Raw genomic sequence first — 20,083 nt, 5'->3', positions numbered from 1 at the left:
CGCACGGGCCTCACGATTCTGCGGGCTTAGACGTCTGCTGCCCGTGCGCGCAGTGCCCGGGCTACGCTGTCCCGGTTTTCCAGCATCATGCGGCGCAGTGCTGCGCTCTCCTCCGGAAGACCGGCCAGGAACTGGTCCGTGCGATCCACTGTGGCCTGCGTGGTGAGCTGTGCCGGGTAGAGACCCACCACAATCTGCTGGGCCAGGGCGTGCGTTCGGTCCTCAACGATTCCAGGTACGGCCTCGAAGTACTTCTCCGCGAAAGGTTCCAACAAGCCAGTGTCCACGACTCGCATGAAGCCAGCCACGGCTGAGGCTTGCAAGGCGTTGGAGAGTTCTCCTTTGACCACGATCGAGTCCCAGGCTGCTGCCTTGGCCTCCGGCGTGGGGATGGCTGCTGTCGCCTGGGCTGCTGCATTTTGGCCGTTGGAAGTGTTGTCCCGGGAAAGCTCCTCGTCGATCCGGGCTTGGCCCTGCCGGCCGCCGGCAACAAGGGCCGTCAGCAGTTCCCAACGCATGTCTTGGTCGATGCTGAGTCCTTCGAGGGTCTCCGTACCGTCCAAAAGGGCCTGAAGACGGTCGAACTGTCCGCCACTGCGGGCCAGCTGGGCATACGACTTGGCGAACTGCAGCTGGGCATCCGAACCTGCGACAGCTGCCGATGCGAGCTCCCACAACTTGTCCGCAGCCGCGGTCGTTGAGTCAAGCTTGTGATCGGCGGCCACGAAATAGGTCAAGGTGGTGGCGAGCTGGCGCAGCTGGACCAGGATCACGGAGGAATCTGTTTCCGAGGCGATGTTCGCCAGGATCAGTTCTACGTAGCCGCGGGCCGGGGTTTCGCCGTCGCGGGCGGCGTCCCAGGCCGAACCCCACACCAATGTGCGGGGCAGGCTGGTGGCGAAGTCCTTCAGGTGGGCTTTGGCGGTGGCAAGGGAGTGCTCATCGAGGCGGACCTTGGCATACGCGAGGTCATCGTCGTTCAAAAGGATCAGGTCCGGCCGGGCTTTGCCAACCAAGGCAGGTACGTCGGTACGGGGGCCATCGACGTCGAGTTCCTCGCGGTGGGTCCGCTCCAGCTTGCCTTCGCCCGAAAGCGAGTAGAAGCCAACGGCCAGGCGGTGCGGGCGGAGCGTGGGCTGTTCGTCGATCGCGGTCTGCAGGATCGCGAAATCGGTAATGTTGCCGTCCGCGGCAACGGTCAGCTCCGGGGCGAGGGTGTTCACACCTGCAGTTTCGAGCCAGAGCTTGCCCCACGCGTCCAGGTCGCGGCCGGACGCAGCTTCGAGCTCCACCATGAGGTCCGCGAGCTCGGTGTTTTTCCAAGCGTGCTTGGCGAAGTACGTGCGGACGCCTGCCATGAACTGTTCAGGTCCCACCCAAGCCACCAACTGTCGTAGGACAGAGGCGCCCTTGGCGTAGGTGATGCCGTCGAAGTTCACCTCGACGTCTTCGAGGTTGTTGATCTCGGCGAAGATCGGATGCGTGGTGGGCAACTGGTCCTGCTTGTAGGCCCAGGACTTTTCCACGGAGGCGAACGTGGTCCAGGCCCGGTCAAATTCGGTGTTCTCTACGGCGGCCAGGTGAGACATGTATTCGGCAAAGGATTCGTTGAGCCAGAGGTCGTTCCACCAACGCATGGTTACCAGGTCCCCGAACCACATGTGCGCCAGCTCGTGCAGGACCGTGATGGCGCGCCGCTCAATCTGTGCACCCGTGACCTTTCCACGGAAAACGTAGCCCTCCAGGATGGTCACGGCACCGGCATTCTCCATGGCTCCGGCATTGAACTCCGGGACGAAGAGCTGGTCGTACTTCTCGAACGGGTACGGGAACCCGAATTGTGCCTCGAAGAACTCGAAGCCTTGGCGGGTCAGTTCAAAGATGTTGTCCGCGTCGAGGTACTGCATGAGTGACTTGCGGGCAAATACTCCCAGCGGGATGACGCGGCCATCTGAGCTGGTGACCTCGGAGCGGACCGACTGGTACGGTCCGGCGATCAAGGCGGTGACATAGGAAGACAGTCGGGGCGTGGGGGCAAATTTCCACACCGAACGTGCGGTGCCGTCATCGGCGCCAGGGGCTTCAACGGGAACCGGCGTGGGGGAGTTGGAGATCACGTCCCAATGCGAAGGAGCAGTGACGGTAAACGTGAAGCTGGCTTTCAGGTCGGGCTGTTCAAAGACGGCGAACATGCGCCTGGAGTCAGGAACTTCGAACTGCGTGTAGAGGTAAACCTCACCATCAACAGGGTCAACGAATCTGTGGAGTCCCTCACCGGTGTTCATGTAGGGAGCGTCTGCCACCACCACGAGTTCGTTGTCCGCTGACAGATCCGGGAGCTGGATGCGGACGCCGTCAGAGGCCTCAGCGGGGTTCAGCTCGGTGCCGTTGAGCGTCACGCTGTGGACCGCTGCGGTGATGGCATCGATGAACGTGGACGATCCGGGCTCCGCGGAAAACTTCACAACAGTGGTGGAGCCGAAGGTCTCTGCTCCCTGGGTCAGGTCCAGGGTGACGTTGTACGACTCGACGTTGAGTAGTTCGGCGCGCGTGGCGGCTTCATCGCGCGTAAGATTCAGGCCTGGCAAGTGGTGCCTCCGGAGATTTGGGATGGCCGGCCCGTCATGGCCGGTCGCTGGTGTGAAGTCATTCTTTCACTCCACGCCGTGAAGGCAAGGAGCGGGCACCACAGTGTCGCGCCACGGAGTAGCGTTGGATTATGGCATCGTTCCGGGACACCCTCGATTTCCGCGCACTGAGGTTTGCGGTCGCCTTTCCGTTGCTGCTCGCCGTCGGGTTTGTCGTGTGCGCCCAGATGCTGCGCAACGACCTCCCAAACCCGGTCGCCGTTATGTGGAGCGCCGACGGCGGCTCTTCCTTCGCTCCTTTCGGCGCCTACGTGGCAGGCGGCGCTGCCCTTATCACCTTCTGCGGTTGGGCAGTCTTCCTCCAAGCGGTGTCGATTTCCCGGCCGGTGGTCATGCGCCGCGTCATGATGGGTGTGGGCCTCATGGTCAGCCTTTTCATCACCACAGTGTTGGCTGCAGGTTTGGTCGGCCAGTCCGGGCTGGCGGACGCGCGCGAGTCCCACGTTGATCCGATCGTGCTGGCCATGGGCAGCGGAGCCGCTGTTGCGCTGGGCGTCGTCATGATGTTCGCCTTTAAGCCGGACCCTCGTTGGACCAGGGAAGATGACGTTGCGCTGGAAGAAGAGTTGCGACTTCTCGAAGATCCCGATCTCGCCCGCGACACGCTCCGGCTGTGGGTGCATGCCCGGAGTTCCGTTTTCGTCATGATCATAGTCTCGGCACTGTTCCCCGCTGCGCTGATAGCGGTGGCAGTTCCGTGGTTGGGTGCCTTGGTAGCAGCGGCGGCCCTCATCGGCGCAGGTTTCCTGTTCGCACGGGTGCGGGCGGACAGGGGAGGGTTGCAGGTATTCGCCGGCGGGATCGTCCGCGTCCTGACCGTCCCCGCCGTCGACATCGCTGGGGCAGCCCCTGCGGACGTAAAGGCGGCAGATTATGGTGGGTGGGGCTGGCGGCACCATGACGACGCGACAGCGATGCTCGTCAGCAGTGGCCCGGCCGTCGTCGTAAGGAAACTCAACGGAGGCCGCGTGGCACTTAGCGCAGGGACCCAGGCTTCCGCAGACAAGCTGGCCGGTGTTCTCAACAGGGCGGCGCATCGCGCCCATGGCGACGGGCAGGCCCAACAACCCGGGTAGCGGTACCCTAGGTAGCGCATCCCTCAACGCCGCGCCCGGCCATATGCCGTACCCGCGCGCCAGAAAGAATGGACTTCCTGTGACTACACCCCGCGTCCACATCGCCACGGACCACGCCGGCATGGAACTTAGCGCCCACCTGGTCAGCCACCTCACGGCCAAAGGCTACGAAGTGGTGGATCACGGGCCCAAGGAGTATGACGCCCTGGATGACTACCCCTCCTTCTGCATCAATGCCGGCCTTGCTGTGGTGGCAGACCAGAAAGCCGGTGTGCACGCTCTCGGCATCGTGCTGGGCGGCTCGGGCAATGGGGAACAAATTGCTGCCAACAAGGTCAACGGCGTCCGCGCGGCCCTGGCCTGGAACCTCTCCACCGCGAAGTTGGCCCGCGAACACAACGATGCCAACGTTGTGGCCGTTGGCGGACGCCAGCACACCGTTGAAGAGGCCACGGAACTCATCGAAGCCTTCCTTCAGGAACCCTTCAGCAACGACGAACGCCACGTTCGCCGGATCGGAAAAATTGCGGTGTACGAAACCACCGGCGAGATCGTCGAGTAGTGCCTGAGGGGCATTCGGTCCATAGGCTGGCCCGCCAGTTCCAGGATGTTTTTGGCGGCCGGTGTTTGGATGTCTCCAGCCCGCAAGGGAGGTTTGCCGTCGGCGCGGAGCTACTCACCGGGCACGCCATGGTTGAAGCCACTGCCCATGGCAAGCAGCTCTTTCTCAGGTTTGACCACGAGCTGTTCCTGCACGTCCACCTGGGCCTCTATGGGGCCTGGAGCTTTGGCGGAGATAGTTCCTTCACGGGCGCATCCAGCATAGGGGCTCCGCGTCGTATCGGCGAACGGGAGGCAGGTCCGTCTTCCGACGACGGCGATTACGCCGGCCCGCCTCCTCCCGTGGGCGCGGTGCGTGTCCGGCTGGTGTCCGGGCACGGCTGGGCTGATCTCCGTGGTGCCACCACCTGTGCCGCCATCACTGCGGCCGAGGCAGCCGCCGTGTTGGCGCGGCTGGGCCCGGATCCGCTGCACAATCGCCGGGGTGACCGTGAGGAGTTCATCCGCCGCCTTCGCCGCCGCAAGACTGCGGTGGCCCTGCTTTTGATGGATCAGTCCGTCCTGGCCGGCGTCGGCAACATCTACAGGGCCGAGGTTTTGTTCCGGCAAGCGGTCGATCCGTGGACACCGGGGAGCAGCATTGATGCGGAAACCGCTGGCCGTCTCTGGGACGACACCGTGGACACCATGTCCGACGGCGTCCGTGACGGACGTATTGTTACGACGCCCCCGACGCTGTGGACCGGCGGTGGTGCTGTAGCGCCCGACGCCGATGCCCACTTCGTCTATAAGCGGGACGGCATGCCCTGCCGGGCGTGCGGGACGCTCGTGGGGATGACGGAAATCGGTGCGCGCAAGCTGTATTGGTGTCCCGGCTGCCAGGTGTAGAAGTTCATCTTTGAATAAGAGAAAAAGGGCCCCGATCCGTTGATCGGGGCCCTTTTGCGTGGAGGGGACGACGGGAATCGAACCCGCGTAATCAGTTTGGAAGACTGAGGCTTTACCATTAAGCTACGTCCCCAGGACGGATATCCTTGTTCAGGACATCTTCCTGGTGGCTGTTGAAGCCGGGTACTACTAAACCTAATTCCGGCGGCAGTGTCAAATGTGCATTCTGGGCTCGCTTGCCCGTAGACTGTCCTGTGCGTTCGGGGTGTAGCTCAGCTTGGCTAGAGCGCCTGCTTTGGGAGCAGGAAGTCGCAGGTTCAAATCCTGTCACCCCGACTCTGTGTTTGTGTCCGCTTCAGGGGCACGACAGAAACCCATACCCACAAAATCAGGAGTACTTAGACTGTGAAGAGCGCTGTCGAGAACCTCACCGCAACGCGGGTCAAGCTCAACGTTGAGGTTCCCTTTGAGGAACTGAAGCCGAGCATCGATGCCGCGTACAAGACCGTTGCTTCGCAGATCCAGGTTCCCGGATTCCGCAAGGGCAAAGTTCCCTCCAAGCTGATCGACCAGCGCGTTGGCCGTGGCTATGTTCTGGAGACTGCCATCAACGATGGCCTCAACGGCTGGTACCAGGCTGCAGTTCAGGAAACGGGTGTTCGCCCCCTGAGCCGTCCCGAAGTTGAAATCACCGAGGTTCCGGACCCGTCCGCAACCGATGGCGAACTCAAGTTCCAGGTGGAGATCGACGTCCGCCCCGAGATCGAGCTGCCGGACTACGCCGGCATCAAGGTTGAGGTTGCGGCTGCTGAGTCTTCCGAAGCTGACGTTGATAAGGCGCTGGACGAACTGCGCGGCCGCTTCGGCACGCTGAAGTCCGTTGAGCGTCCGGCCAAGAACGACGACTTCCTGACCATCGACATCACCGCCACGATTGACGGCGAAGACATCGATTCCGCTTCCGGCCTTTCTTACCAGGTTGGTGCCGGCACCATGCTCGAAGGCCTCGACGAAGCCGTGACAGGCCTCTCCGCCGACGAAGAAGCAATTTTCGAGACCACGCTGGTTGGCGGCGACCACGCCGGCGAGTCCGCTCAGGTGAAGGTTGTTGTCAAGGCTGTCAAGGAGCGCGAGCTCCCCGAGGCAAACGACGACTTCGCTCAGCTCGCCTCGGAGTTCGACACCCTTACTGAGCTCCGTGAGGACCTCGCCAAGCAGGCTGCGGACTCCAAGGTAGTCGAGCAGGGCGTTGAAGCACGCGACAAGGTCTTGGACAAGCTCGTTGAGCTCGTTGAAGTTCCCGTTCCGGATTCCGTCGTTGAGGAGCAGATCGAAGCTCACTTCAACCCGGAGAACGCACACGGCGAAGGTGAACACGACACCGAGGAACACCGCGCCGAGGTCAAGGCCAACACCGAGCGTGCCTTCCAGAACGAGATCATCCTGGACGCCATTGCGGACAAGGAAGAAGTAGACGTCAGCCAGAACGAGCTGATCGACTACATCGTTACCACCGCAAGCCAGTACGGCATGGATCCCAACCAGTTCGCCCAGATCATTGATCAGAGCGGCCAGGTTCCCATGATGGTTTCCGAGGTTCGCCGCCGCAAGGCCCTTGCCGTTGTGCTGGGTCAGGCTGAGGTAGTCGACTCCGAGGGCAACAAGGTCGACCTCACTGACTTCGTACGCCCCGCCGGCGAAGCAGCAGCCGAAGAGGCTGCAGCGGTTGAGGCAAACGAAGAAGGCGACGTTGTCGCAAGCGACGACCCCGCAGCAGTGAAGTTCTAGTCAACGACTTCAACCGGCCCCGGATCTCTTGATCCGGGGCCGGTTTGCTTTAAGGCTGAACATTGGTGCTGAACGCAGACGTGCGCCGTCAGCGAACAGTGCGATTTCGGCGAACAAATCACCCGCGAAAACGGTTAGTGTCCAAGTAGTGAAGTTCAGTGAGGTCACTGGCACCAGCGAGAGGTAAGTACTTATGTCACAGCAATCAGAGGCTCCCCGGATGGCAACTGTCGATCCCGCAGCCCAGGACAACTACATCTACAACCGCCTGCTGAAAGAGCGCATCATCTGGCTCGGCTCTGAGGTCCGTGACGAGAACGCCAACGCCATCTGCTCGCAGCTCCTCCTCCTCTCGGCCGAAGACCCGGAGAAGGACATCTACCTGTACATCAACTCACCGGGTGGATCCGTGACGGCCGGCATGGCCATCTACGACACCATGCAGTTCATCCCGAACGACGTCGTCACCGTGGCAACCGGCCTGGCAGCGTCGATGGGTCAGTTCCTTCTTTCCTCCGGCACCAAGGGCAAGCGTTACGCAACGCCCAACGCACGCATCCTGATGCACCAGCCCTCGGGCGGCATCGGCGGCACGGCGTCGGACATCAAGATTCAGGCAGAACTGATCCTGCACATGAAGAAGGTCATGGCCGAACTCACGGCAGAGCAGACCGGGCAGTCCGTGGAGACCATCCTCAAGGACAACGACCGCGACAAGTGGTTTACGGCTCCTGAGGCCCTGGAGTACGGCTTCTTCGACAAGATCTCGGCGCACGCCGGTTCTGTTGCCGGTGGCGGCGGAACGGCCAACCAGTCGAACTCCGAAAACTAACCGGCACAAAGAACCACTGAAACCCCAGGAGTAAAGAACATGAACTACAACTTCGGATGGTCTGCCGGCAATCTCCCGTCCAGCCGTTACGTCCTGCCCCAGTTCGAGGAGCGCACGCCTTACGGCTTCAAGCGCCAGGACCCGTACACCAAGCTGTTCGAGGACCGCATCATCTTCCTTGGTGTCCAGGTCGACGATGCGTCCGCTGACGACATCATGGCGCAGTTGCTGGTCCTTGAGTCGACTGATCCGGACCGTGACATCACCCTGTACATCAATTCGCCGGGTGGCTCGTTCACTGCCATGACGGCCATCTACGACACCATGCAGTACATTCGTCCGGAGATCCAGACGGTGTGCCTTGGACAGGCAGCCAGCGCCGCTGCGGTCCTGCTGGCTGCTGGTACACCCGGGAAGCGCCTGGCCCTGCCGAACGCCCGCGTCCTGATTCACCAGCCGGCTCTTTCCGGCGGTCAAGGCGGACAGGCCTCGGACCTCGAGATTCAGGCGGCCGAAGTCATGCGTATGCGCACCTGGCTCGAGGACACGCTGGCGCACCACTCAGGCCGTACGTCCGAGCAGGTAAACAACGACATCGAGCGAGACAAGATCCTCACTGCGGCGGACGCCCTGAGCTACGGTCTCATCGACCAGGTTCTGGACTCCCGTAAGATCAAGCCCCAGGCAATCGCCCGGTAGAGCACGGATTTCGACGCCGGTGCGGTTCACGAAATATGGACCGCACCGGCGTTCTGTTTCCACCCAAGCAGCCCATTGTGACCTAGAGTGGATGTTGTCACGGTGGTGCCAACCGCGGCGTGGCCGCACACCTGGGTACGGCGCGGAGCCGCATCACCCGTATGCAACGAAGGGATTCCCACATGGCTCGGATTGGCGAGAGCACGGATCTGCTGAAGTGTTCTTTCTGCGGAAAGAGCCAGAAGCAGGTACGGAAGCTGATTGCCGGGCCCGGTGTCTACATCTGCGATGAGTGCATCGAGCTTTGCAACGAGATCATCGAAGAGGAACTCGCTGAAGTCTCCGATCTCGGTAGTTTCGAGCTGCCCAAGCCTCGTGAGATCTTCGACTTCCTGCAGGAATACGTCATCGGCCAGGAGCCCGCCAAGCGTTCCCTGGCGGTAGCGGTCTATAACCACTACAAGCGCATTCAGGCCGGTCACGCGCCCAAGGCGGGCAGCCTCGGCGAGGGTTCGCACCATGAGGACGTTGAGATCGCCAAGTCCAATATCCTGCTGATCGGGCCTACGGGTTGCGGCAAGACTTACTTGGCGCAGACACTGGCTCGTCGCCTTAATGTGCCGTTTGCCGTAGCTGACGCCACTGCGTTGACGGAAGCCGGCTATGTTGGCGAGGACGTCGAGAACATCCTGCTCAAGCTCATCCAGGCTGCTGACTACGACGTCAAGAAGGCCGAGCAAGGCATCATCTACATCGACGAGATCGACAAAATTTCCCGCAAGAGTGAGAACCCGTCGATCACCCGCGATGTCTCGGGCGAAGGTGTACAGCAAGCACTCTTGAAAATCCTGGAGGGCACAGTCGCCTCCGTTCCACCCCAAGGCGGCCGGAAGCACCCGCACCAGGAATTCATCCAGATCGACACCACCAATGTTCTCTTCATTGTGGCCGGCGCGTTCGCCGGGCTGGAAGACATCATCGGTTCGCGCTCCGGACGAAAGGGCATCGGCTTTGGTGCGCCGCTCAACGAGGCCCGGGACAACGTGGATACTTACGGCGAAGTCATGCCGGAGGATTTGCTCAAGTTCGGCCTCATCCCGGAATTCATCGGGCGGCTCCCTGTCATCACCACGGTGTCCAGCCTCGATCGGCCGGCGCTGATCCAGATCCTCTCTACCCCAAAGAACGCTTTGGTGAAGCAGTACCAGAAGATGTTCCAGTTGGACGGCGTAGAGCTGCAGTTCGACGACGACGCCTTGGACGCCATAGCGGACCAGGCCCTTGAACGTGGCACTGGTGCACGTGGCCTGCGGGCCATCATGGAAGATGTGCTGCTGCCCGTTATGTTCGATCTCCCCAGCAGGGATGACATCGCAACTGTGGTGATCACGGCGGACGTGGTGGCCAAGAAGGCCCAGCCCACCATGATCGCCCACGACGTCGTGGCCAAGCGCCGGAATAAGTCGGCTTAGCCTCCTGTTGGCCTAAACAAGACATGGTTCCGCTGGGACCTTGGTCATGCCACTTTCGCACCTTTTAGAGGAGTTCCCTGTGCCCGAGCAGACTTCGACCGAACAGCTTATGTCCGAAGAGAACGTCAACAAGGCCGATTTCTGGTTCGACCCCGTATGCCCCTTCGCGTGGATCACGTCGCGCTGGATCGGCGAGGTGGAGCAGGTACGGGGCATCGAGACCGAATGGCACGTCATGAGCCTCTCGGTGCTCAACGAGGGCCGTGACCTTCCCGATAACTACCGGGCCATGATGGACGATAGCTGGGGGCCTGTTCGAGTGATCATCGCAGCCCAGGAGCTCCACGGCAGCAGGTACGTCAAGCCTTTGTATGACGCCATGGGGGAGCAGATCCACCACGAGGGTAACAAGGACCGGGCTTCCGTGATCCAGAAGGCCCTCGCCGACACCGGACTGCCCGCTGACCTGGCACGCTTTGCCGGCTCAGATGAATACGATGCCCAGCTGCGCGCCAGCCACGAAGCCGGTATCTCGCTGGTGGGGCAAGACGTCGGAACTCCCGTGGTAGCCGTCAATGGCACGGCGTTCTTCGGTCCTGTCCTTACACGGATTCCCCGGGGCGAAGAAGCAGGAAAGCTCTGGGACGCCACGGTGACTTTGGCTGGCTACCCCCACTTCTTCGAGCTGAAGCGCAGCCGAACTGAAAGCCCTGAGTTCAACTAGCGGCGCAGCGCTACTTCAAGAACCGTGAGGTCCTGCGGTCGGCGAGGATCTTCCCGTTGGTCTGGCATGTAGGGCAGTACTGAAGTGAGGTGTCCGCGAAGGACACCTCACGGACGGTATCTCCACACACAGGGCAAGGCTGGCCCGTCCTGGCATGCACCCGGAAATTGCTGCGCTTAGTGTCCTTGAGTTCGCTTGAAGGCTTGCCCGCAGCTGCGTTGACGGCGCCCACCAGAACTTCCTGCATGGCTTCATAGAGCCGGGCCACCGTTGCCTGGTCCAAGGACTTAGCGGTGGCAAAAGGTGAAATTTTCGCGGCGTGGAGAATCTCGTCGCTGTAGGCATTGCCGATTCCAGCGATCACGCTCTGGCTGCGGAGCAGACCTTTGATTTGTTGGGAACTTGAGCCGACGATTGCGGCCAACGCTTCGAGATCAAAATCGGGACTGAGGGGTTCTGGTCCAAGGGTTGCTATTCCCGGGACGTCCTGTGGATCTTTCACCACGTAGATGGCCAGGCTCTTTTTCGTTCCGGCTTCGGTCAGGTCTACCCCAATGTGGGCATCGTCGGCGGGACGGTGGAGTAAGAGTCGTGCTGAGATGTTGCTTTTGCCCAGGCGCAGCCCGGCCGAGGACGGGTGCTCGGTGTACCTGACCCAGCCGGCTTTCGCCAGGTGGAACACGAAGAACAGTCCGTCAGCGTCAACGCACACGAACTTCCCGATGCGCTTTGCGCCAAGTATGGTCCGGCCCTCAAGGGCTGTGTAGGGAGGGTCCGCCGTCTTGAGTGCAGAGATGGAGTTGATGCGGACCTCGGTCAGCACGGCTCCATGGAGTTGGGTGTCCAAGTACATGCACAGGCCGTGCACTTCGGGGAGTTCCGGCATGGTCAATACTCTGCCACAGGTAGCCATCTTCCGGCAGGAAAACTACAGGTTTGTAGTTCTTTCGAACCCCTTGTGCATCGTCCTCAGCGGGACAACAATGGTTCTTACCCACTTCGAAAGAAGAGGGATACGGAAACCAAAGATTCAGTGATTGCAACCAACGCAGCCTTTGGCAAAGTTGGAAGTAACCTACCAGTGATGAGGTAGGAAGACCTGAAATTCCAAGGATTCCGCCAGACTGTCAAGACATCACCAGACAGCCGAAAAGTCGAAGCCCCACCAACGGCAAAACGCTGATGGGGCTTCCCCTTTGCCCTAAAACGGGCGGCTCACTACTTACTAGGACGCAGGCTGTTCCTCGGCGGGCGCCAGGACAACATCGCTGACCGTCAGTTCGCCTTCACCGGACTGGAGAGTGATCTCCTGAGCGTTTGCGGCTGCCTTCAGGTCGCCAAGGCCGGCCTTCAGCTGGGCGACGAGTACTTCCGAAGCCGTAATGGATGCCGACAACACCTCGGTGCGCTGCTTCACCTTCGCCTCAGACTTGGCCTTGCGGATACCGCTGAGTGCTATGCCCACGGTGCCAAGCATCGTGGTGTCGCCATCGGTGATTTCCAAGGCTGCAGGCCACTGGGCACGGTGAACTGATCCTGTGCGCCACCAGCCCCAGACCTCTTCGGTTGCGAAGGGCAGGAACGGTGCGAACAGGCGCAGGAGCGAGTCCAGTGTTGTTGCCAGGGCTGCCAGGACGGATGCCTGCTCTGTTTCGCCGGCGGCACCGTAGGCACGGTCCTTGATGAGCTCCACGTAGTCGTCCGTGAATTGCCAGAAGAACGACTCAGTGATCTGGAGCGCGCGGGCGTAGTCGTAGTTCTCGAACGCCTTGGTGGACTGGGCAACGACGTCGGACAGCTGCGCCAACAGCGCACGGTCCAAGGGGTTGGAAAGCACCGACAGGTCAGATGTCACCACTGAGTTCTCGGTGGCGCCGAGGTTCAGCACGAACTTCGAAGCGTTCAGCAATTTGATGGCCAGGCGGCGGCCGATCTTCATCTGGGCGATCTCGTAGGCCGTGTCAGCACCGAGCTTGGCCGAGGCTGCCCAATAGCGGACCGCGTCCGAACCGTACTCGTTCAGCACGTCCGTAGGCACAACAACGTTGCCCTTGGACTTGGACATCTTCTTGCGGTCCGGGTCCAGGATCCAGCCGGAGATGGCCGCGTGCTTCCACGGGGCGTTCTTCTGCAGGGCATCTGCGCGAACGGCAGAGGAGAACAGCCAGGTTCGGATGATGTCGTGTCCCTGTGGACGGAGGTCGAAGGGGTAGACCTTGGAGAACAATTCCTCGTCACGGCTCCACCCACCCACGATTTGCGGGGTCAGCGATGACGTTGCCCAGGTGTCCAGCACATCGGCGTCACCTGTGAAGCCGTTGGCCTGGTCGCGCTGGGATTCCTCGAAGCCGGGAGCAGCGTCTGCGGCCGGGTCCACAGGGAGCATCTCGTCCGAAGGCAGGATGGGGTTGTCGTAGTCCGGGTTGCCCTGGGCATCCAGCGGGTACCAGACAGGGATGGGCACGCCGAAGAAGCGCTGGCGGGATACGAGCCAGTCACCGTTCAGGCCCGCGATCCAGTTCTCATAACGGGAACGCATGAACGCTGGGTGGAAGGTGATTTCCTGCCCACGGCCGATCAGGCGTTCGCGGCGTTCCTCATCGCGCCCACCGTTGCGGATGTACCACTGACGGGAGGTAACAACCTCGAGGGGCTTGTCGCCCTTCTCGAAGAAGTTCACCGGGTGGGTGATCTTCTTTGGTTCGCCGTCCAGCAGCTCCGCTGCCTTGAGCAGTTCAACCACGGCTTCCTTGGCGGAGAAGGCGGTCTTGCCGGCAATCGCAGCGTAGGCTTCCTTGCCGGCGTCGGTGGTGATCCATTCGGGGGTCTCGGCAATGATGCGGCCGTCGCGGCCCATGATGGCGCGGGTGGGCAACTGCAGTTCGCGCCACCAGGTGACGTCGGTCAGGTCACCAAAGGTACACACCATGGCGATGCCGGAACCCTTGTCGGCTTTGGCGAGCGGGTGTGCCTTAACCTCGAGCTCCACGTCGAACAGGGGCGACTTTACAGTCTTGCCGAAGAGCGGCTGGTACCGTTCGTCGTCGGGGTTCGCCACCAGGGCCGCGCAAGCAGCAAGAAGTTCCGGGCGCGTGGTTTCGATGAAGATCTTTTCGCCGTCTTCCGTGAAGAAGGGGTAGCGGTAGTAGGCGCCGGCAACTTCGCGGTCCTCAAGCTCGGCTTGGGCAACAGCGGTGCGGAACGTGACATCCCAGAGTGTGGGTGCTTCGGCCATGTACGCGTCACCGGCCGAGAGGTTCGCGAGGAAGGCACGCTGGGACACCGCACGCGAAGTGTCGTCAATGGTGCGGTAGGTGAGGTCCCAGTCCACCGACAAACCAAGGGTCTGGAACAGGTTCTCGAAGACCTTCTCGTCCTCAACGGCGAGTTCTTCACACAGTTCGATGAAGTTCTGGCGCGAAACGACGTCGAAATCGCGCTGGTTCTTGGCAGGCTGCGCCGGGGGCGTGTAGTCGGCCTTGTAGGGGATGGCGGGATCGCAACGCACACCGTAGTAGTTCTGGACGCGGCGCTCGGTGGGCAGGCCGTTGTCGTCCCATCCCATGGGGTAGAAGACGTTCTTGCCGGTCATGCGCATGTAGCGGGCCTGGACGTCAGTCTGGGTGAAGGAGAACATGTGGCCCACGTGGAGCGAGCCGGATGCCGTGGGCGGGGGAGTGTCGATCGAGTAGACCTGCTCCCGGGTGGTGTCCGGGTTGAACTTGTAGGTTCCTTCCTTCAGCCAGCGCTGCGTCAAGGCAGCCTCGAGGCCTTCAAGGGCCGGCTTGTCGGGAACGTTGATGGGGGCGGTGGCGGGCGTGTCTGTACCCTGCGTTGATTCAGCCATGGGTCAATTGTTTCATGGCCTGGCGTTACCGCCCGCCCTCCGTGCAGCCTGCACCCCCGATAAGGTGGTGCCATGACTTTGGCTGCGCACAACACGCCTTCCGGACAGAATGTAGACAACAACAAGACGGCAGTCGTAACCGGTGCGAGTACCGGCATCGGCGAGGCCACGGTGAAGGCGCTGGCTAGCACCGGATGGAAGGTCTTCGCAGTGGCCCGCCGGGCGGACAGGCTGGACGCCTTGGGAGCCGAAACCGGCGCCGTGCCGTTCCCGGCTGACATCACGGACGACGACGACGTCTCGGCCTTGCTCGCGGCCGTCACCAAAGCCGGGGGTGCCGACACGCTCATCAACATCGCCGGTGGGGCACGCGGCGCGGACACCATCGCGAACGCTGACACTGAAGACTGGGATTGGATGTACCAGGTGAACGTCCTGGGCACCATGAAAATCACCCGGGCCTTCCTGCCCATGCTGCGGGACAACGGCGAGGGAACCGTCCTCAACCTCACGTCCACGGCAGGGCTGTCCGCCTATGAAGGCGGCGCGGGCTACAACGCAGCCAAGTTTGCCCAGCATGCCATGACCAATGCCCTGCGCCTGGAAGAGGTGGGCAACAACATCCGGGTCATCGAGGTTGCCCCGGGCTTGGTGCAGACTGAGGAGTTCGCCCTGAACCGCCTCGGTGACAAAGACGCAGCCGCCAAGGTCTATGCCGGTGTGGAGAAGCCCCTGACCGCCGAGGACGTGGCAGGCGTCGTGGCGTACTCAGTCTCTTTGCCGCACCACATCAACCTCGACCAGATCGTCATCCGCCCGGTGGCCCAGGCGGCGAACCACAAGCTTGTCCGCAAAGAAGGCTGAGACGCTCAACCAGCTGGAATGATCAGCCTGGCCATGATTGCCGCGTGGTCCGAACCGGGAACCCGATGGACGGCGTAGTCGCTGCTGCTGATCCCTGTCGAGGTGACCATGTGATCGATCACGATGCCCGGAAGCAGTGGCCCTTCCATGGGCCACGTGGGGGAGAACCGCGCACCAGCGGCCATCCCGACGTCGACGAGCTTTTTGCCGTCCGGAGTATCAGCCTGCGGCCCCCCACCCAACGCGGTGTCCAGCAAAGCCCGGAATTCGGAGTGATCGTACGTGGCGTTGTAGTCACCCATCAGCAGGTGATTCCCGGATTCTGATGCTTGGCGGGCGATCTTGCCGAGGTCGCTCCGCCATTGGTCAATCCGCTCATCCACCGGTGGGAGGGCGTGCACGTTGCTGAGGTTCAAGGAGGCCTTGGCACCGGACTCCGGGTGTGAGACGAGTACTCGCGTGACGTCAATCCGGAAGGGCGTGTCAGGCAGGAGGCCGTCGGGCTCAAGCGGGAACACCGAATACACGGCGCCGGCGGATGCGTCGTCATTGGGTTCACTGACCCGGTTCGGCAGTACATCCTCCATGCCCGCGGAGGTTAGGCGATCCTCGAGTCCCTGCGTATGTTCCTGGATGGTCAGCAGCTGAATCCCGTTGTCCCGGACCAAATTCACGATGGTGGCGGCGTCCGCCTCTCCGTATTCGGAGTTGAGGCTCATCACTCTCAAAGGGATTGTTGCAGTACCGGCAGGCAAAGAATCCGGCTTTCCGGCGTCCAACGGGAACAGCCAGAACAACTGGGCCGCCAAGAGGACCGCCGTCGTGATGATGACCCAACGCCGCCGCCCTACCGAGGCAAGCACCAGGGCAAGCGCCGCCGGCAGAACCATCCACGGGGTGAAGGACAACAGCTGCACCACGATCAAGGGCCATTCCGCGGGGATCGCGCGGAACATCGATACCCCAGCCACGGGCAGCGCAGCAAGCAACGCCATCACCGACCACGCCAAAGAAGCGTGGCGCGGCGCAGGGCGGGTTTCCATCACGGCAGTCCCGGGGTGTGTCATGGGCTTGAGTCTATGCATCGCCCAGCGAACCGGACTCCATCCACAGGATGAACTCACAAGTAGAGCGGGGCCCTCCGCTGCCGCTAGACTTGGAAGAGCAGCTTTGACCCGGCCATCACCGGTGAGCTTCCGGAAGAACAGCACTGACCACCTGCAAAGGCGGCAAGCGCCCAGTAGAACCGGACGGGTAAGCCCGTCACAGCAGTAATGAGAGGCCGGAACTTCGCGTTCCGGTAAGTGAGGTGGTACCGCGGTACCTGCGCAGCCGACAGGCAGCACAGAAGCCGTCCTCGCATCCTGACAGTCAACCAGCTATCACAGGATATGAGATGACCCACTACCCCAAGGCCTCAGCGTCTTCGTCCGGCACGCACGGCGTGTCCGCTTCCGTGAAGTTCCCGGAAATCGAAGAGCGCATCCTCAAATACTGGGACGAAGACGGCACCTTCCAAGCCAGCATCGACCAACGTGATGCAGGCAAGGACGGCAGCAACGAGTTCGTCTTCTACGATGGCCCTCCCTTCGCCAACGGACTCCCGCACTATGGCCACCTCCTGACCGGCTACGCCAAGGACCTTGTGGGCCGCTACCAGACCCAGCGCGGCAAGCGCGTGGAGCGCCGCTTCGGCTGGGACACCCACGGCCTCCCGGCAGAGCTCGAAGCCATGAAGCAACTGGGCATGACGGACAAGACCCAGATCGAAGCCATGGGCATCGACAAATTCAACGACGCCTGCCGCGCTTCGGTCATGAAGTACGCCAACGAGTGGAAGGCCTACGTCACCCGCCAGGCACGCTGGGTGGACTTCGAGAACGACTACAAGACGCTCAACGTCGAGTACATGGAGTCGGTGCTCTGGGCCTTCAAACAGCTGCACGAGAAGGGGCTCACCTACAACGGCTACCGCGTCCTCCCATACTGCTGGAAGGACGAGACACCGCTGTCCAACCACGAACTCCGCATGGACGACGACGTCTACAAGAACCGCCAGGACCAAACGGTCACTGTAACGTTCCCCGTCAAGGCAGGGGAGTCCGAGCTCTCCAAGGCACTCGCCGGTGTTCAGGCACTCGCCTGGACCACCACGCCCTGGACGTTGCCCACCAACCTGGCGCTCGCCGTCGGGCCGGACATCTCTTACGCAGTCCTGCCCGCCGGACCCAACGGCGTCAAGGCCGCTTCAGCTGAAGCGCCCGTCACGGGCAGTTTCCTGCTGGCAGCTGACCTTGTGGGGGCGTACGCCAAGGATCTGGGGTACGACGACGCTGCTGCCGCGGCTGCCGCTGTCGTGTCCACTCACTCCGGCACCGAGTTGGCCGGTCTTGAGTACGAACCGCTCTGGAACGACTTTGCCGATGCTGAGAAGTACGGCACCCAGAACGCCTGGCGTTTCCTCGTAGCCGACTACGTCACCACCACCGACGGTACGGGCATCGTCCACCAGGCTCCGGCCTACGGTGAGGATGACCAGAAGGTCTGTGAAGACGCCGGCATCCCCGTGGTCCTGTCCGTCGACGAAGGCGCCAAGTTCCTGCCGCTGTTCGCGCACGGCGAGCTGGCCCCGATCGTCGGCCTCCAGGTCTTCGACGCCAACAAGCCCATCACCCAGGTACTCCGTGCCGACGGCCGCTTGGTCCGCCAAGCCAGCTACGAGCACAGCTACCCGCACTGCTGGCGTTGCCGGAACCCGCTGATCTACCGTGCCGTGTCGTCCTGGTACGTGGAAGTCACCAAGTTCAAGGACCGTATGTCCGAGCTGAACCAGGAGATCAACTGGATCCCGGGCAACGTCAAGGACGGCCAGTTCGGCAAATGGCTGGATAACGCCCGCGACTGGTCCATCAGCCGCAACCGGTATTGGGGTTCGCCCATCCCCGTGTGGCAGTCTGATGACCCCGAATACCCGCGCACCGACGTCTACGGTTCCCTGGCCGATCTCGAAGCCGACTTCGGCCGTCTTCCGATGAACAATGAGGGGCAGGTAGACCTGCACCGGCCGTTCATCGATGAACTGACGCGTCCCAACCCGGACGATCCCACGGGTAAGTCCACCATGCGCCGCGTCGAAGACGTCCTGGACGTCTGGTTCGACTCCGGTTCCATGCCGTACGGCCAGGTGCACTACCCGTTCCAGAACGAGGAGTGGTTCGACACCCACAACCCGGCGGACTTCATCGTCGAGTACATCGGACAGACCCGCGGCTGGTTCTACATGCTGCACATCCTGTCCACCGCACTGTTTGACCGTCCTGCGTTCCGAAATGTGATCAGTCACGGCATCGTGCTGGGCTCTGACGGCCAGAAGATGTCCAAGAGCCTGCGCAATTACCCCGACGTGTCCGAGGTCCTGGATCGCGACGGTTCCGACGCCATGCGCTGGTTCCTCATGTCCAGCCCCATCCTGCGCGGCGGCAACCTTGTGGTCACCGAGCAGGGCATCCGCGACGGCGTACGCCAGGTCATCCTGCCGCTGTGGAACGTTTACAGCTTCTTCACGCTGTACACCAACGCTGCTAATGGCGGCTCGGGCTACGAGGCGAAGCTGCGCTACGACGGCTACGCCGACACCCTCGACCAGTACCTCCTGGCCAACACCGGGGACCTGGTCCGCAATGTCACCGCAAGCCTGGACAGCTATGACATCTCCGGTGCCTGCGATGAGCTGCGCAGCTACCTGGACATGCTCACCAACTGGTACGTGCGCCGCAGCCGCCAGCGCTTCTTCGATGAAAGCGTTGACGCCTTTGACGCGCTTTACACCGCGCTCGAAGCGGTGTGCCGTGTATCGGCGTCCTTGCTGCCGCTGGTGACGGAAGAGATCTGGCGTGGGCTGACCGGTGGCCGCTCTGTTCACCTCGCCGACTGGCCTGACGCTTCGCTGTTCCCGTCCAACCCGCACTTGGTTGAAGCAATGGACCGCGTCCAGCAAATCTGCTCCACCGGCTCAAGCCTCCGGAAGGCAGCAAACCTGCGCGTCCGCTTGCCGTTGCAGGAGTTGACCGTGGTGGCACCTGGTGCAGATGCGCTGGAAGGCTTTGCCGCCGTCGTCGCCGATGAACTGAACCTGCGTTCCGTCCGGCTCCTGGACGCTGCAACTGCCTCGCCTGAGGAGTTCGGCATTGAGCAGAAGCTCGTGGTCAACGCCCGGGCCGCGGGTCCGCGCCTTGGCAAGAACGTGCAGCAGGCCATCAAGGGATCCAAGTCCGGCGATTGGTCTGTCAATGACTCCGGCGTGGTGGTGGCCGGTGGCTTGGAGCTCGAGCCCCAGGAATACACGCTTGAAACTGTCGTGGCAGAAACGGCCGACGGCGGTAGCTCGGCAGTAGCTGTCCTGCCGGGCGGCGGTTTCGTTGTCCTCAACACCGAGGTCACTCCTGAACTTGCAGCCGAGGGACTGGCCCGCGACATGGTCCGCGCCATCCAGCAGGCGCGCAAGGACGCAGGACTGAACGTCAGCGACCGCATCCACACTTCCGTGGAGGCCGCACAGGATGTGGTTGACGCCCTGGAAGCCAACTCGGAACTCGTCAAGACCGAAACTCTGACGTTGGAACTGGAGGTTCTGTTGGCCAGTGTCGACGAACCGCAGGTCACCGTCGCAAAGGCAGGGGCCTGA

Annotated in this window: 14 protein-coding genes and 2 tRNA genes; 11 read left to right on the top strand and 5 right to left on the bottom strand. The window is 62.0% G+C overall.

From position 1 onward, the window contains the following. Positions 1-26 precede the first annotated feature (26 nt). A complete protein-coding gene (gene pepN / locus ACNAOT_RS12685) occupies positions 27-2,588 on the bottom strand; it encodes an aminopeptidase N (RefSeq protein WP_420178260.1) in 2,562 nt (853 codons plus the stop codon). A gap of 131 nt (positions 2,589-2,719) precedes the next feature. Between pepN and ACNAOT_RS12680 the strand changes: the two genes are divergently transcribed. From ACNAOT_RS12680 to ACNAOT_RS12670, 3 genes are all read left to right on the top strand, one after another. After that, positions 2,720-3,724, top strand: coding sequence for a hypothetical protein (locus tag ACNAOT_RS12680; protein ID WP_178994841.1), 1,005 nt, complete (start codon positions 2,720-2,722; stop codon positions 3,722-3,724). Between the two features lie 121 nt (positions 3,725-3,845). After that, positions 3,846-4,286, top strand: a complete 441-nt coding sequence (locus ACNAOT_RS12675) for a ribose-5-phosphate isomerase (protein WP_167532122.1) — start codon at positions 3,846-3,848, stop codon at positions 4,284-4,286. Next, a complete protein-coding gene (locus ACNAOT_RS12670) occupies positions 4,286-5,173 on the top strand; it encodes an Fpg/Nei family DNA glycosylase (protein ID WP_420178259.1) in 888 nt (295 codons plus the stop codon). Before ACNAOT_RS12675 ends, ACNAOT_RS12670 begins: the two co-directional genes overlap by 1 nt. Before the next feature lie 59 nt (positions 5,174-5,232). On the opposite strand, the gene ACNAOT_RS12665 is transcribed toward ACNAOT_RS12670, so the two are convergent. Continuing rightward, positions 5,233-5,306: transfer RNA gene (locus ACNAOT_RS12665), tRNA-Gly, on the bottom strand. Positions 5,307-5,434: 128 nt separating this feature from the next. Here ACNAOT_RS12665 and ACNAOT_RS12660 point away from each other — a divergent pair. From ACNAOT_RS12660 to ACNAOT_RS12635, 6 genes are all read left to right on the top strand, one after another. Next, positions 5,435-5,509, top strand: a tRNA-Pro gene (locus ACNAOT_RS12660). A 69-nt stretch (positions 5,510-5,578) separates the two neighbouring features. Further along, positions 5,579-6,961 carry a trigger factor gene (tig, locus tag ACNAOT_RS12655; protein ID WP_420178258.1) on the top strand — a complete coding sequence of 461 codons (1,383 nt, stop codon included), beginning with the start codon at positions 5,579-5,581 and terminating at the stop codon, positions 6,959-6,961. Positions 6,962-7,181: 220 nt separating this feature from the next. Continuing rightward, entirely contained in the window at positions 7,182-7,793 is a 612-nt protein-coding gene (locus tag ACNAOT_RS12650; RefSeq protein WP_024816919.1) for an ATP-dependent Clp protease proteolytic subunit, read from the top strand. A 39-nt stretch (positions 7,794-7,832) separates the two neighbouring features. Further along, entirely contained in the window at positions 7,833-8,492 is a 660-nt protein-coding gene (locus ACNAOT_RS12645; RefSeq protein ID WP_011775058.1) for an ATP-dependent Clp protease proteolytic subunit, read from the top strand. A gap of 182 nt (positions 8,493-8,674) precedes the next feature. Beyond that, positions 8,675-9,964: an ATP-dependent Clp protease ATP-binding subunit ClpX gene (gene clpX, locus ACNAOT_RS12640; RefSeq protein WP_026005788.1), complete on the top strand. Its 1,290-nt coding sequence runs from the start codon at positions 8,675-8,677 to the stop codon at positions 9,962-9,964. A gap of 109 nt (positions 9,965-10,073) precedes the next feature. Beyond that, positions 10,074-10,688, top strand: a complete 615-nt coding sequence (locus tag ACNAOT_RS12635; protein ID WP_166660314.1) for a DsbA family protein — start codon at positions 10,074-10,076, stop codon at positions 10,686-10,688. A 10-nt stretch (positions 10,689-10,698) separates the two neighbouring features. Here ACNAOT_RS12635 and ACNAOT_RS12630 read toward each other — a convergent pair whose 3' ends face one another. Together ACNAOT_RS12630 and valS are read right to left on the bottom strand one after the other, a co-directional pair. After that, positions 10,699-11,574 carry an Fpg/Nei family DNA glycosylase gene (locus ACNAOT_RS12630; protein WP_420178257.1) on the bottom strand — a complete coding sequence of 292 codons (876 nt, stop codon included), beginning with the start codon at positions 11,572-11,574 and terminating at the stop codon, positions 10,699-10,701. Between the two features lie 339 nt (positions 11,575-11,913). Then, positions 11,914-14,535 (bottom strand): valine--tRNA ligase, encoded by a 2,622-nt coding sequence (gene valS, locus ACNAOT_RS12625; RefSeq protein WP_364305958.1) that lies wholly within the window; start codon positions 14,533-14,535, stop codon positions 11,914-11,916. Positions 14,536-14,607: 72 nt separating this feature from the next. Here valS and ACNAOT_RS12620 point away from each other — a divergent pair, with 72 nt between their 5' ends. Further along, positions 14,608-15,399, top strand: coding sequence for an SDR family oxidoreductase (locus ACNAOT_RS12620; RefSeq protein ID WP_420178256.1), 792 nt, complete (start codon positions 14,608-14,610; stop codon positions 15,397-15,399). A gap of 5 nt (positions 15,400-15,404) precedes the next feature. Here ACNAOT_RS12620 and ACNAOT_RS12615 read toward each other — a convergent pair whose 3' ends face one another. Next, the gene (locus ACNAOT_RS12615) at positions 15,405-16,466 is read right to left on the bottom strand and encodes an endonuclease/exonuclease/phosphatase family protein (RefSeq protein WP_420178255.1); all 1,062 of its coding nucleotides are present in this window, start codon (positions 16,464-16,466) and stop codon (positions 15,405-15,407) included. 329 nt (positions 16,467-16,795) lie between these two features. On the opposite strand from ACNAOT_RS12615, the gene ileS reads away from it, so the two are divergent. Further along, the gene (gene ileS, locus ACNAOT_RS12610; protein WP_420178254.1) at positions 16,796-20,083 is read left to right on the top strand and encodes an isoleucine--tRNA ligase; all 3,288 of its coding nucleotides are present in this window, start codon (positions 16,796-16,798) and stop codon (positions 20,081-20,083) included.

This window comes from Paenarthrobacter sp. TA1.8, from assembly GCF_048595705.1.
In the GTDB taxonomy this organism is placed as follows: domain Bacteria; phylum Actinomycetota; class Actinomycetes; order Actinomycetales; family Micrococcaceae; genus Arthrobacter; species Arthrobacter nitroguajacolicus.
The sequence above is the reverse complement of the archived record's forward strand: the minus strand, read 5'-3'. Positions and strand labels throughout refer to the sequence as shown.